18 protein-coding genes, 1 tRNA gene and 1 riboswitch are annotated in these 12,171 nt (G+C 43.6%); of the genes, 13 read left to right on the top strand and 6 right to left on the bottom strand.

Translation table 11 applies throughout. The features are described 5' to 3' along the window. The first annotated feature begins 75 nt into the window (after positions 1-75). Entirely contained in the window at positions 76-384 is a 309-nt protein-coding gene (locus tag P4361_RS10110) for an MTH1187 family thiamine-binding protein (protein ID WP_256226037.1), read from the top strand. 48 nt (positions 385-432) lie between these two features. On the opposite strand, the gene P4361_RS10115 is transcribed toward P4361_RS10110, so the two are convergent. Continuing rightward, on the bottom strand, positions 433-615 hold the full coding sequence (locus P4361_RS10115; RefSeq protein WP_053357891.1) for a DUF2759 domain-containing protein: 183 nt from the start codon (positions 613-615) through the stop codon (positions 433-435). Between the two features lie 127 nt (positions 616-742). Continuing rightward, on the bottom strand, positions 743-1,225 hold the full coding sequence (locus tag P4361_RS10120) for a hypothetical protein (RefSeq protein ID WP_328089280.1): 483 nt from the start codon (positions 1,223-1,225) through the stop codon (positions 743-745). A 72-nt stretch (positions 1,226-1,297) separates the two neighbouring features. Here P4361_RS10120 and P4361_RS10125 point away from each other — a divergent pair, with 72 nt between their 5' ends. Together P4361_RS10125 and P4361_RS10130 are read left to right on the top strand one after the other, a co-directional pair. Continuing rightward, positions 1,298-1,927 (top strand): MBL fold metallo-hydrolase, encoded by a 630-nt coding sequence (locus P4361_RS10125; RefSeq protein ID WP_328089281.1) that lies wholly within the window; start codon positions 1,298-1,300, stop codon positions 1,925-1,927. Between the two features lie 67 nt (positions 1,928-1,994). Next, a complete protein-coding gene (locus P4361_RS10130; protein ID WP_328089283.1) occupies positions 1,995-3,008 on the top strand; it encodes an SAM-dependent methyltransferase in 1,014 nt (337 codons plus the stop codon). Between the two features lie 25 nt (positions 3,009-3,033). Here the strand turns inward: P4361_RS10130 and P4361_RS10135 are convergent, their stop codons facing one another. Together P4361_RS10135 and P4361_RS10140 are read right to left on the bottom strand one after the other, a co-directional pair. Beyond that, complete coding sequence (locus tag P4361_RS10135; RefSeq protein ID WP_062235012.1) at positions 3,034-3,279, bottom strand: DUF2626 domain-containing protein; 246 nt, start codon at positions 3,277-3,279, stop codon at positions 3,034-3,036. 135 nt (positions 3,280-3,414) lie between these two features. Next, positions 3,415-3,489: transfer RNA gene (locus P4361_RS10140), tRNA-Gln, on the bottom strand. A gap of 123 nt (positions 3,490-3,612) precedes the next feature. Here P4361_RS10140 and comGA point away from each other — a divergent pair. The 10 genes from comGA (at position 3,613) to moaA (ending at position 9,388) form a co-directional block, all read left to right on the top strand. Then, on the top strand, positions 3,613-4,677 hold the full coding sequence (gene comGA / locus P4361_RS10145) for a competence type IV pilus ATPase ComGA (protein WP_328089285.1): 1,065 nt from the start codon (positions 3,613-3,615) through the stop codon (positions 4,675-4,677). After that, on the top strand, positions 4,674-5,711 hold the full coding sequence (comGB, locus tag P4361_RS10150; RefSeq protein WP_328089287.1) for a competence type IV pilus assembly protein ComGB: 1,038 nt from the start codon (positions 4,674-4,676) through the stop codon (positions 5,709-5,711). Before comGA ends, comGB begins: the two co-directional genes overlap by 4 nt. 15 nt (positions 5,712-5,726) lie before the next feature. Next, positions 5,727-6,032: a competence type IV pilus major pilin ComGC gene (gene comGC / locus P4361_RS10155; RefSeq protein WP_053357898.1), complete on the top strand. Its 306-nt coding sequence runs from the start codon at positions 5,727-5,729 to the stop codon at positions 6,030-6,032. Then, entirely contained in the window at positions 6,016-6,462 is a 447-nt protein-coding gene (gene comGD, locus P4361_RS10160; protein WP_328089288.1) for a competence type IV pilus minor pilin ComGD, read from the top strand. The genes comGC and comGD overlap by 17 nt, the downstream gene beginning before the upstream one ends. Further along, the gene (locus tag P4361_RS10165; protein ID WP_328089290.1) at positions 6,446-6,763 is read left to right on the top strand and encodes a hypothetical protein; all 318 of its coding nucleotides are present in this window, start codon (positions 6,446-6,448) and stop codon (positions 6,761-6,763) included. The genes comGD and P4361_RS10165 overlap by 17 nt, the downstream gene beginning before the upstream one ends. Next, positions 6,760-7,197 (top strand): competence type IV pilus minor pilin ComGF, encoded by a 438-nt coding sequence (gene comGF / locus P4361_RS10170; RefSeq protein ID WP_053357901.1) that lies wholly within the window; start codon positions 6,760-6,762, stop codon positions 7,195-7,197. Before P4361_RS10165 ends, comGF begins: the two co-directional genes overlap by 4 nt. After that, positions 7,194-7,568: a competence type IV pilus minor pilin ComGG gene (comGG, locus tag P4361_RS10175; RefSeq protein ID WP_328089291.1), complete on the top strand. Its 375-nt coding sequence runs from the start codon at positions 7,194-7,196 to the stop codon at positions 7,566-7,568. The genes comGF and comGG overlap by 4 nt, the downstream gene beginning before the upstream one ends. Beyond that, positions 7,565-8,092, top strand: a complete 528-nt coding sequence (locus tag P4361_RS10180) for a shikimate kinase (RefSeq protein WP_328089292.1) — start codon at positions 7,565-7,567, stop codon at positions 8,090-8,092. Before comGG ends, P4361_RS10180 begins: the two co-directional genes overlap by 4 nt. 17 nt (positions 8,093-8,109) lie before the next feature. After that, on the top strand, positions 8,110-8,286 hold the full coding sequence (locus P4361_RS10185) for a YqzE family protein (protein WP_082683439.1): 177 nt from the start codon (positions 8,110-8,112) through the stop codon (positions 8,284-8,286). Positions 8,287-8,371: 85 nt separating this feature from the next. Next, positions 8,372-9,388 (top strand): GTP 3',8-cyclase MoaA, encoded by a 1,017-nt coding sequence (moaA, locus tag P4361_RS10190; protein WP_328089293.1) that lies wholly within the window; start codon positions 8,372-8,374, stop codon positions 9,386-9,388. A 35-nt stretch (positions 9,389-9,423) separates the two neighbouring features. Here the strand turns inward: moaA and P4361_RS10195 are convergent, their stop codons facing one another. Both P4361_RS10195 and P4361_RS10200 read right to left on the bottom strand, forming a co-directional pair. Continuing rightward, positions 9,424-10,221 (bottom strand): YqhG family protein, encoded by a 798-nt coding sequence (locus tag P4361_RS10195; protein WP_328089295.1) that lies wholly within the window; start codon positions 10,219-10,221, stop codon positions 9,424-9,426. Then, positions 10,190-11,887, bottom strand: coding sequence for a DEAD/DEAH box helicase (locus P4361_RS10200; protein WP_053357906.1), 1,698 nt, complete (start codon positions 11,885-11,887; stop codon positions 10,190-10,192). The genes P4361_RS10195 and P4361_RS10200 overlap by 32 nt, the downstream gene beginning before the upstream one ends. Positions 11,888-12,054: 167 nt before the next feature. Further along, a riboswitch (glycine riboswitch) is annotated at positions 12,055-12,140 on the top strand. Positions 12,141-12,171 lie beyond the last annotated feature (31 nt).

Raw genomic sequence — 12,171 nt, forward strand, 5'->3', positions numbered from 1 at the left:
GTGCTGGTTTTTTCTTATGGGTTAAATCATGGTACACTGTTAGTATTCTCGATTCTATTAACTCAGGAGGTTATTATGGCTATTATAGACATTACGGTTATCCCGATCGGGACAGAATCCCCGAGTGTCAGTACATATGTTGCAGGAATACAGCGTGTTCTTGAAAAATATAATGATCAGATTAACTACGAACTGACCTCGATGAACACCATTGTAGAAGGGGAGCTGGATGTTTTATTAAACGTCATCAAAGAAATGCATGAAGCGCCCTTTCAGGAGGGCATACAGCGGGTGGCTACAAATATCCGCATTGATGATCGAAGAGACAAGAAATCTACGATGAAATCCAAACTGGAAAGCGTACGGAACAAAATGCAAGGGTAAATAAAAAACCATCCGCGATACTTCGCGGATGGTTTCTTGCTGTTCGGTTTAGTGGCCTGTAGAGCCTCCGCCTGTGAACAAATCGATAAAGGTCATGATGGTAAACCAGCCAAATACTGCAAATGTAAGAAACGCAAAACCAGAACCTAACATATTCTTAATTTTTAATGACCGCAGTAAACCTAGAGCAGCAAAAATTGTAACAATTGCGAAAATAATGGCTAAAGCCATATCCTATGCCCCCCTTACTCTGGAGTAATCTACTTAAATACTGAATTCCCTATGTATAGCAAAAAATCCGGGTACTGCCTTGTACTATTTTACTTGTTTTGTTAACTTTTGTACAGTCTCCATTTTATTAAGATTGGACTGTAATGGCAATATTGTAAGCACTTGCATATTTTTCGATCAGTTCTTTTTCTTCTTTGTCAACGAAGTACTTTGAGCTGTGGTCCCGTTGTTCTGTCCCAATTAAATGTTCGTCGAGCTGAAACAGGGCCATGCTGATCCCCTGGATGGTACCTCCGTTTATCGTGAAGGATAGAACAGTGTCTTCAAAGAGGTAAAAGTGTTGAGAAGCTGATCGGAATCCATAGTCCCAAAAGCGGTCTGTAGGCTGGAAGGATTCTGGAGAGTAAAGGGGATGCAACTCTTCGAAATAGTTCTGCGTTTCATAATAGGCTTTTAGTGCAAGAGCTTCTTCCATCGTTTTTACAATAATGATCTCTCCGCTCCGGTCGAACACATTGGCCAGTTCGGCTGTCTTTCTGACAACTTGGGCTGCAGCAGCAGGGTGTTTTTTAGAAACCGGTTTTATCTCAACTCCATAACAAAGCGACAAAGCCGTCTCCTCCGCATCTTTTTTAATTTTAGTGTAAAATAGGGGGAAATAGATTGCAATGGAGGGATACATATGAAATGGGAACGGCTGACTGTCGGACCAGTTCAGGAGAATACATATGTTTTATGGAATGAAAAAAAGGAAGGGATCATTTTTGACCCGGGCGGCGAGAGCAAAAAGATTATCTCCTTGGTTGAAAAACGAGGGGTAAAGCCGCTTGCTGTGTTGCTGACACATGCCCATTTTGATCATATTGGTGCTGTAGACGATGTAAGGGGAAAATGGCAGATTCCTGTTTATGTCCATAAAAAGGAAAAGGACTGGCTGGAAGACCCGAACAAGAACGGTTCCGCTCATTTCATGCAGGATATAACAGCAAAAAAAGCAGACCATCTGATCACGGAGGAAGGAGAGCTGCAGATCGGCAGCATTTCCCTGCAGGTGCTGGAAACTCCAGGACATTCTCCTGGCAGTGTATCTTATTATGTTTCAAGCATGGAAACGGTCTTCTCAGGAGACGCTCTTTTCGCAGGAAGTATCGGAAGGACAGATTTATATGGCGGGAATCAGGAGCTGCTCTTGAAGAGCATTCATGACAAGCTCTTGAACCTTCCTGAAGAAACGATGGTTCTTTCGGGCCACGGACCGGAGACAGCAATTGGCGCCGAAATGGATTCCAATCCTTTCTTAAGCGGTTTTTAAAATGCTCTCTTTGATCAGGGAGAAGATAAAAAACTCGCCAAACCAGGTCATATCCTATGAGGAATATATGAGACTGGCTCTGTATGCTCCTCAAATGGGCTATTATCAAAACGAGCGGGTGAAGATTGGAAGGAACGGGGATTTTTATACGAGCAGTGCAGCTGCCGATGCTTTTGGAGCCGTTTGGGCAAACGCGTTTTATCGAATGTTCCAGGAACAGCAGCTACCTTTTATTCTTTGTGAGATCGGAGCAGGGGACGGCAGGTTTGCCAAAAGCGTCCTCCATGAATGGGAGGCCAATGGTTATCCGCATCTGGAATATATCGTGGTTGAGTCGAGTCCTTATCATGCACGAAAAATAAAGGACAAGCTTTCTGAGGACCGTTTCATCCATTATTTTTCTCTTGAAGACATGAAGGCTGAATACCCATTTTTTCAAGGGATTCTATTTGCCAATGAACTTCTTGATGCGATGCCTGTTCATGTTGTTAAACAGGAAAAAACAGGTATGACTGAAATCATGGTATGCATAGATGAGACAGGAAACCTGGTAGAGCAGGAACAACCATTGGTTAATGCAGAACTCGGCATGTGGATCGCAGAACACCTCGGAGGGCTTTCCATCGGGCAGACCATCGAGGTTCCGCTGGCTATGACACACTGGCTTAACGATCTTTATGGATGGGTTGAAAACGGAGCAGTAGTGCTCGTCGATTACGGATATACGAGGGAAGAGTGGGACATGCCCCATCTTTTAAACGGGAGTCTGCGCGGTTATTTTCGTCATCAGCAAATCAACGATCCGCTGAAATTCCCCGGGGAGATGGACCTAACGTCTCATGTTCATTGGGACAGTGTAAAAACGATCGGTAAAATAGCAGGATTCCGGGCGGATGATTTTCAAAAGCAGACAGATTTTCTTCTGGAGAACGGGATTCTAGATCATCTGCGCGATACTGGCAGCCAAGATCCGTTCTCACCTGTGCATAAGAAGAACAGAGCGATCCGTTCCCTGATCATGGAGAACTCCATCAGCTCTTATTTTCAAGTTCTAATCCAAAAAAAAGACGGCTGCCGTTAAACGGCAACCGTTTTCTTTTTTCTTTTTAATGGCCGCCCGCTCCGGGAGTCATCATGAACGTTGTCCAGTATGTAAAACCGACAAAAAAGACTGTTAGATAAGCTCCAAAAATGTAAATATACATACGCTCAGATAAATTTAAGTAGCTTAGTGAAACAAATAAAATAGTTTGGCCCAAAAACAACAGTGACATGTTGGTTAAGTCCCCAAGATAGGCCATTACTGCGATAATCCCAGTCCAAAAGCCCAAAACCTTGTACATTCTTGCCATATGTATCCCTCCCTTTTCACCGAAGAACTCATTCCCTCTGTATTATATATGAATTTTTACTGGATTGTAAATGCCATTCTAACTGGATTTGGAAAAACAAAAAAAGAACACATGGCAGGTGTTCTTCGTAAAAGATGGCTGGGCTAGCTGGATTCGAACCAACGAGTGACGGAGTCAAAGTCCGTTGCCTTACCACTTGGCTATAGCCCATCGGAATAATTTTAGTATGGGTTGTGTCGAAAATTTTATGCAAGAAAGTGTAAATTATTTGAAGGGATTTAGCAGATTATGTCGTAAAGTTACCTTTAAGTTAAGAAAGAAGGTGATAACGCGTTGCCCATTGAAAAGAAAAGTGATGAACTGCTCCAACTCGCAGCAAGAACCAATGCTTCAGATATTCATTTTGTCCCCAAGAGGGAAAAAGGCCTGATCCAGTTCAGGATCGATGGCCAGCTTCATCAGGTAGAAGAATTAGCCTATGTAATTTTTGAAAGACTTGTTTCCCATTTCAAATTTAAGGCTGGTATGGACATCGGTGAACGCCGCAGGCCTCAGGACGGTTCGATGGATGTTACCATCAAAGACCATCTCCTTCATCTCAGGCTTTCCACACTGCCTACTGCCTTTCATGAAAGCCTCGTCATCCGCTTGCTTCCCCAGACCCATCCTTCAGAATTTCAATCCTTAGCCCTGTTTCCGCACTCACTCGAAGGACTTTCCCCCCTATTGCAGCGTGCCAGCGGCCTTATTCTCTTCTCAGGACCGACCGGTTCAGGAAAAACGACCATCATGTATTCTCTTCTTCAGCATATCCAATCCTTGTATACCCGCCATATCTTAACACTCGAAGATCCCGTGGAAAAGAAAGTTGATCTGTTTTTGCAGATGGAAGTGAATGAAAAAGCAGGAATTATGTATGGGGAAGGCTTTAAATCACTCCTTCGCCATGATCCCGATGTTATCATGATCGGTGAGATCAGGGATGAAGCTACAGCCAAGCTCGTGGTCCGGGCCGGAATGACGGGGCATTTAGTGCTTTCGACAGTCCATGCAGAAGACACATTAGGCTGTTTATTCCGGTTGATCGAATTTGGTTTGACCATTCAGGAACTTGAACAAACACTGCTCGGCATTGTTGCTCAGCGGTTGATTTCGCTGCGCTGCCCCTATTGCGGTGAAGTGTGCGACACTAATTGTTTTATGAGAAGAAAAAATAAAAGAATGGGTTTATTTGAACTGCTGTCAGGATCCGGGCTGGAAAAAGGTATAGAGTGGATTCGGGGCAACTCGAATCGGCCGGATGGTGAGAGAACATTGAATCATTTTATAAAACAAGGCATTGCTCTAGGATTTCTGCCTGCCCATAGCCTTGAGAGATGGGGGGTGGACAGGCTGTGAAAAAGGGAAGGAACTGGTCGAACAAACAGCAGGGAGCTTTTTTGATGCGCCTTGGCAGGCTGCTGGAACAGGGCTACACACTCCCAAAAGCAATTGCAATACTTAAGCTGCATCAGAACCGCTGGATGCAAGACGGTCTTCACCGGGTGTATGATTGCCTTAAAAGAGGATACTCCCTTCATGAAGCATTGGCACGAGAGAGATTTACAGGCGATGTGCTCGGTTTTCTTGAGTTGTCCGAAAAACATGGTGATTTGCGCTTCAGTGTCATGGAAGGTGCCAAAATGCTGCAGAAGAGGGAAGAAATCAAAGAACGATTCATTAAAGCGACAAGGTACCCGATATTCTTATTTGCTGTCGTTTTGTCGATATGTTTCATCATGTTTCGCTTGCTGATCCCCCACTTTTTATCTTTGTACTCCTCTTTAGACATCAATTTCCCTTATTTTACAATCGTAATGATTTCCATAATAAAGAAAGTTCCTTTCCTCTTTTTTCTGTTTGCTGCGTTTACTGTCACGGCTGCTGCAGCGTATATCGCTGTAATGAAAAAAATTTCTCCTTCCAAACGCATCTCGCTGCTCTTAAGAATTCCCATTGTAAAAAGAACACTTCCTGTCCTGATCACCCATCAATTTTCTATTCAGCTGGGCAGCCTGCTAAAAGGAGGATTGGCGATCAATGAGGCGTTAAAGATCCTCGAACAAAATCAATACATGCGATTTTTTCGAACAGAGGCTGCTTTGATGAAGCAAGAGCTCGTGAACGGGCTAAGATTTGAAGATATCGTTGCTCAAAAGCGCTACTTTGTTCCTGAGCTGTCTATGATTATTGCTCATGGACAATCCTGCGGAATGCTCGGTAAAGAATTGATTGCTTACAGTGAAATACTGCTCGCTTATGCAGAAGAAAAAATGGCAAAGTACATCGTTGTGGTCCAGCCGGTACTGTTTCTATTCATAGGGGTCATGATTCTTGTCATGTTTGTTTCGATGCTTTTGCCTATGTTTAAAATGATGGATTCCATTCAATAATTAAGGAGAGTTAGGATGAAAGATATGAACGAAAAAGGTTTCACGCTGATCGAAATGATGATAGTTCTCCTCATCATTTCTGTATTGCTTTTAATAGCGCTGCCGAGCATGGCAAAAAACCTTGGCGTCGCTAAAAATCTCGGATGCAAGGCAACACTGGATCTGGTTCAGGGCCAGGTAGGTGCTTATGAAGCCGATAAAGAAGAAAAATTGACGGATTTAGATACGTTGGTGACGGAAGGGTATGTGGATACGGTCAAATGTCCGAACGGAAACGCGCTGGAATTAAAAGGCGGAACGGTCGTTGAAACGGCTGATTAAACGGATCAACGGCTATACCTTGCTGGAGCTGATCATCGTTCTTTCGATCGGGAGTATCCTGTTGAGTGTTGCCTGCGCCTCACTTCAGAAATACTACAAAGGAAGGGAAGTGCATTTTTTTCTGGAGCAATTCAAGCGCGACTTGTATTTTACACAGCGAACAGCGATAAACGAGCAAAAGCTAGTTCATTTGCATATTTTCCCGGGTGAGAACCGGTATATTATTACCACCGGCATGAACGAAGTGTATAAGAATGTTAAATTCCCAAAGCAGATTCAATTTGAATCTGCAACGATGTCCTTGAAGATTACGTACAATAAAATAGGAAACATCAGTACTTCAGGAACGATGATTATCAAAACAGATGCTGGCAGATATAAGGTGGTATTTCTGTTGGGAAAAGGCAGGTTCTATGCTGAAAGATTCTAAAGGTTACTATTTGCTTGAAGCACTTCTCGCCTTAAGTGTCTTGTCAATCGTAATTGGCGGAGTTAGCCCGGTCTTGCACACCCTTTATACAGAACGCTTCACTCTTAAGCAAGACAGGGAGGCTTTAGAGCTTTTATCTAACAAACTGATTGAATTCGGAAATGATGATGAAGGGGGGACGTCCATAATCCGTGGACGTACGGCAGATTTTCAATGGAAGAAGAAAGAAGGGAGGATCTGCATTGAATTTACGGGGAAGAATGGAAGAGCCTATCGTGAATGTGATGTTGTTAAACAATGAAGGTTAGCCAAAAAGGGTTTACGCTCGTTGAAGCAATGGTGGCGCTGTCCATCTTTATCGTGCTGGCGGGCTTTGCGCCGCTGCTCATAAAAGTACTTTCGCCTCCGGTGCAAAGCGGTGTCTCAATGGAAGAATTGGAATCCTTTTATTCAGCGATCGGTCAGGCCATAAGGGAAGCGGTTAATGCGGAAGCAAGCGAAGAGAAACTGACCTTAACCACTTCTTCTGGACAGTCCGTCACCTATTCCTTCTATCAAAACCGGATACGAAAGCAGATCAATGGACAAGGATATGAAATCTGGCTGTTTTCTGTAAAGCGTTTTCGCCCTTCTGTAACTGGCCAGCTGGTTACGGTATCCATCACTGACACAGCCTCCCATGTCTATAAACGCGTGTTTGCCAGACAGGCAGAAATTGTTCTGGTGAATTCTTGAATAGCCGAGGATATATTTTCCCCACGGTTCTCGTTTTTTGTCTTATCTTCTCGATGCTGGCAGCACATCAGCTTCTCATTTTTATCGGTGAGAAACAGTTCATTGACGCACAGAGGGAACGGATGCAGCTGGATGCAATGATCGAGAAGTCCAGCCGGGATGCGATTAACAGCATAAAGAAAAATAAGAATCCAGCCGGCCGGTTTGCGTTCGACCATGGAGTGGTGGATTGCGTGGTGTCCACAGGGCAACCTCCTTCAATAGAAATAAAAATATCGGCAAGTTTGCGAAACCATCAGACAAAAAGCGTGGTTATATATTATAATAGCGAGACTAAAAGCATTACGAAGTGGGTGGAGGGTGCAAGTTGAAACCGATTTTTTTAACAGGATTCATGGGATCCGGCAAAACCACGATCGGTTCGCTGCTCGGCAAGAGATTAGACTTGCCGGTCGTTGATACTGATCACTACATTGAAGAAAAATACAATCAAAAAGTGGCAGAAATCTTTGCAGTTCATGGAGAAGTAGTGTTCAGGGGCTATGAAGCTTCTATCCTTCCTGAACTTCCTCAGCAGGATGCGATCATTACGACGGGCGGAGGAATGGCCGTTTCAGCGGAAAACCGGAAATACATGCTGGAAAACGGGTTTGTTATTTTTCTAAGCTGCCCGCTCGATACCATTTTTGAGAGACTGAAAGAAGACAGAAGCCGGCCATTGTTCAATCATGAAAAAAAGATAGAGATGGAGAAGCTGTACGATAGGAGGCTTCCTCTTTACCGTGATTGCCATTGGGTAATCGAGACCGGGGGATATGAGCCAGAAGAAACGGTCGAAGAAATTACAGCGAGGTTAGGTCGTTCCGATTTCGGGCAAACTGGTGACAAACAATAAAAAGGTGATGTCATCTTATGAATACCTATTTTAAGTTTGTCATTGAAGCAATCGTTAAGAGAATGAGCAGGTCTCCAGAGGAAAAACAAATGTTAAAACAGCAAAAAGCGGAACGAAAACAGCCTGTGCTCGTTTCTCTTTTTGGCATGGTCCCTTTTTCTCTGGGATTGATGTTCAAGAAGCGCCGGAAGTGAAGTTCCCTTTTGTTCTTATCATTTTTCAATCTACTGGAAGTATGATAATGTTGAACTATCATTTAAACGAAGAAGTGTGGTATAGATGGCTATAGAAAATGGGATTTATGATCGGCTGAAAAGACCGCTTAAAGATTTGCGGATCTCAGTCACTGATCAATGCAATTTTCGCTGCACCTATTGTATGCCGAAAGAAATCTTTGACGGGGACTATCCATTTTTAGAAAAAACAGAGCTGCTGAGCTTCGATGAGATCGTAACGATTGCCGAGCGCTTCATCTCCTTGGGTGTAACGAAGCTGAGAATAACGGGCGGTGAGCCTCTTATGAGGAAGAACCTCCCGGAACTGATCGGCCGGTTGAATCAGCTGCACGGTCTGAAGGACCTTGCTCTGACGACCAATGGCGTGCTTCTGCCCCGTGTCGCTCATGACTTAAAGAAGGCAGGAATGGACCGGGTTACTGTAAGCCTTGATTCTCTGGATTCCGAACTATTTGGCAGAATTAATGGAAGAGGGCTGGAAATCGATCCTGTTTTAGAAGGGATGAAGGCAGCCCACGAAGCAGGACTTAAAGTCAAAGTCAACATGATGGTCCGCAAAGGGGTTAACGATCAGGAAATTTTGCCGATGGCAGCCTATTTTAAAAAAACCCCCTACATCCTGCGGTTCATTGAATTTATGGATGTCGGCACAACGAACGGCTGGAACATGAAGGAAGTAGTTACAAAGGAAGAAATTCTTAAAGCCATTCAAACAGAACTTCCTCTTCTCCCGTCAGTTGAAAATTATTACGGGGAGGTAGCTTCCCGCTATCAATATGCTGATGGGGAAAATGAGATTGGCATCATCTCTTCAATTAGTGATTCTTTCTGTTCATCCTGTACACGGGCAAGGCTATCTGCAGATGGAAAGGTGTTCACTTGTCTCTTTGCTTCGAAGGGAATGGATTTTAAGACACCACTTCGTGAAGGCGCAACAAAAGATGACCTTGATAACATGATCACAAATCTTTGGGAAAACCGGAGCGACCGCTATTCTGATGAGAGAAGAGATGGAGCAGGCAAGAAGGAAAAAATTGAAATGTCATATATCGGGGGCTAAAGATAGCCCCTTTTTTTGCACTATTCTTTTGGTGTTCATGATGACAGAAAGGTATCAGACAAATAAAAGAGCCCGCCATTTATGATGTCCACGGTAATTTTCGGTTCGTATTGCGTACGGAGTGCCTCTTTTTCTACCTGATAATATTCCGGCTTTTCGATTTCATCCTCATAAAACCGATCCAATAGTTCTTCATCCTCCCGCCACCTGTTTTCGGCATCCTCCGCCCAGCTGTGATCATCTTCATGTATTTGCTGCTCAACGATTGCTTCGATTCGTTTTAATCCGCTCAACGGACGGATGAAGGGAGACAGTGTGTAGCAGAAATCCGGGATTTTCCGGGTAAGAGGAAGTGAACGAAGCTGTTCATGAAAGTTGCTTTCTATTTTCCCAGTAATCAAATGAATGCCGTAAGAAGAGATCATATCTTTTTTACGGTCACATTGATAGGAGGTTTTTAAATTCACACAGAGCCATGGATTTAAGGGGATGTTCTGCCCGGAGTCCTGGCGGATCGCTTCGTACATGCGGATGAACGAACCGAGTTTCTTGGTGGAGGCAAAAATCTGATGCAGCCTCGGTGAACCGAAGTGAATAAACTCCCCATTTGCGTCGGGGGGATGCTGCTGGCCTGTGATGAGAGTAAGAGCCATCGGGTTCGGTGTTCCGCCTGTTTTCTCTAGATAGTGCCAGTAAAAGGGCCGGTTCATCAGCAGTTTATCCAGCTCAACGGTGAGCTGGATCTTCATGTAACTATGATTTTTTTCCTCTACGATACAGTCGTTCGATTCAAAATAACGTTCAAGAAAATGATGAATCTCGTGCTGCTGCATGCTCTTCCCATCCTTTCTTTTTAATGCCTCCGTCCAGATTAATAAGAGCGGCAAGATTGTCCATTTTTACTTTTATTTCTCCTTCGCTTTCCGAGTTCAGCATGATATCCGAGATATAAGTTTCGATGTTTTTCAGTTCGAATTTTGCAAGGATCTCATCAAGCTCACCTATTACACTTTCAAACAAATTGATCTTATTATACAAAAGGTTTAAGATTCGTTCTTCAATGGTGTCCTGTGTCGCGAAATTATAAATATGAACGTCTCCTTTTTGCCCAATGCGGTGTATACGCCCGATCCGCTGTTCAATGCGCATAGGATTCCAGGGAAGATCATAGTTAATGATGTGCTGGCAAAATTGGAGGTTGATTCCTTCGCCACCTGCTTCAGTGGCAATAAGAACCTGTGCATGGTTTTTAAACAAGTGGGTCATGTAGTCTTTTTTGCTTCGCTTAAAGCCTCCCCGAAAAGGGACGGAGGAGATGCCATGCTGTTGAAGAAACCATTGCAAATATAGCTGTGTCGCTCTATATTCCGTAAAAATTATAACTTTATTTTTAATGGACTGTATCAGTTCCAGTGTTTGCAGTGCTTTTGAATTCTGTGAAACGTTCTCAATCTTTTTCATCAATGGGAGAATGGTCTGTTCAGTAGCGATGTTTCCGGCATCTTTCTGTAGCATGTTCTTTAAAGTAAGAAAGCAGGCTTCTCTTGAACTGCATACCTCTCGCTGCAATGTCAGGATCGAGAACTTGCTTCTATTAAAGTTTGGCTGCTCTTTAAGATCCGAGATGCTATTGTACAAGTCTCTCTCACTCTCAGAGAGTGTGATTGGAATCGTTTTGACCAGCCGTTTCGGCCATTTTAAGCCGGTCTCTTCTCTGCGGTTCCGGACCATAACTTTATTGACGAGCTGTTTTAGCTTCTCTTCATTTTTCAGTGAATGTTTATCGTTGCGGAAGTCTTTATCAAAATTCTCCTGATTGCCAAGATGTCCGGGTTTCAATAAAGTCACTAAGTTAAAAATCTCTTCCACCCGATTCTGTACAGGTGTGGCGGTAAGCAGCAGACAGAATTTTTTCTTCAAATGCTGTACGAATTCATAGTTTTTCGTATTTTTGTTTTTAAGTTTATGTGCTTCATCAATGACAATGATGTCGTAATCCTGATTGAGTACGATGTCCCGGTGGGGCTGCCTTTTTGCCGTATCAATCGATGAGACGACAACATCACACTGCTCCCACACATAGGATTTTTTCTGCGCTATTGCAGGGATGAAGAATTTTTGATTCAGTTCTCCTGTCCATTGAAGAACAAGGGATGCCGGTACGAGAATGAGCACCTTTTTAGCGAGTCCCCGGATCATATATTCTTTAATAATCAAGCCTGCTTCAATGGTCTTTCCCAGACCGACTTCATCTGCAAGAATGGCCTTTCCGTTCATTTTTTCAATGACCGTTTTTGCGACCTCAAGCTGATGGGGGAGAAATGTCAGCTGCGGAAGATGATCCGGTGCCTGAAGGCCGAGAAAATCAGGGATTGACAGGTTCTTCTCCGCTTCAAGCGCAAGATTATATAACTCCCATTTTGTCCAGGGTCCGTCATCTTCCATTCTTTTCACAAAGTCTTCATGCCAGTCCCGGTTAAAGTTAATGTTGAGATTCATCTACTGCTTTCCTTTCTCTGTACGGATAGCGCACCTATAGGTAATGGTATACAGATTCCCAAAATGGCGTTGCTTTTTAAACTGAAATAATGATAGGATAATAATGTGTTTCCAAGGTAAAAACATATATTTAGTATGGACGATGGAATATAATTACATACTTGCGAATGAAAGCAAGAGGAGAGACTATTTCGGTAGCGCCGAAGGAGCAAGCGGGAGCGAAACTCTCAGGCAAAAAGACTCTTGTTTGACGCGTCTCTGGAGAGCGTCCGCGGTCACGCGGC

It is taken from the genome of Fictibacillus sp. B-59209 (assembly GCF_036216745.1).
GTDB lineage: Bacteria > Bacillota > Bacilli > Bacillales > Fictibacillaceae > Fictibacillus_C > Fictibacillus_C marinisediminis.

Excerpts from the sequence above, each read along its gene's own strand:
- comGF (WP_053357901.1), top strand. The coding sequence starts at position 6,760 with ATGAAGGTTAGCCAAAAAGGGTTTACGCTCGTTGAAGCAATGGTGGCG.
- comGC (WP_053357898.1), top strand. The coding sequence starts at position 5,727 with ATGAAAGATATGAACGAAAAAGGTTTCACGCTGATCGAAATGATGATA.
- P4361_RS10135 (WP_062235012.1), bottom strand. The coding sequence starts at position 3,279 with ATGGCAAGAATGTACAAGGTTTTGGGCTTTTGGACTGGGATTATCGCA.
- P4361_RS10165 (WP_328089290.1), top strand. The coding sequence starts at position 6,446 with ATGCTGAAAGATTCTAAAGGTTACTATTTGCTTGAAGCACTTCTCGCC.
- P4361_RS10185 (WP_082683439.1), top strand. The coding sequence starts at position 8,110 with ATGAATACCTATTTTAAGTTTGTCATTGAAGCAATCGTTAAGAGAATG.
- P4361_RS10115 (WP_053357891.1), bottom strand. The coding sequence starts at position 615 with ATGGCTTTAGCCATTATTTTCGCAATTGTTACAATTTTTGCTGCTCTA.
- moaA (WP_328089293.1), top strand. The coding sequence starts at position 8,372 with ATGGCTATAGAAAATGGGATTTATGATCGGCTGAAAAGACCGCTTAAA.
- P4361_RS10110 (WP_256226037.1), top strand. The coding sequence starts at position 76 with ATGGCTATTATAGACATTACGGTTATCCCGATCGGGACAGAATCCCCG.
- P4361_RS10200 (WP_053357906.1), bottom strand. The coding sequence starts at position 11,887 with ATGAATCTCAACATTAACTTTAACCGGGACTGGCATGAAGACTTTGTG.
- P4361_RS10125 (WP_328089281.1), top strand. The coding sequence starts at position 1,298 with ATGAAATGGGAACGGCTGACTGTCGGACCAGTTCAGGAGAATACATAT.
- P4361_RS10195 (WP_328089295.1), bottom strand. The coding sequence starts at position 10,221 with ATGCAGCAGCACGAGATTCATCATTTTCTTGAACGTTATTTTGAATCG.
- P4361_RS10130 (WP_328089283.1), top strand. The coding sequence starts at position 1,995 with ATGAGACTGGCTCTGTATGCTCCTCAAATGGGCTATTATCAAAACGAG.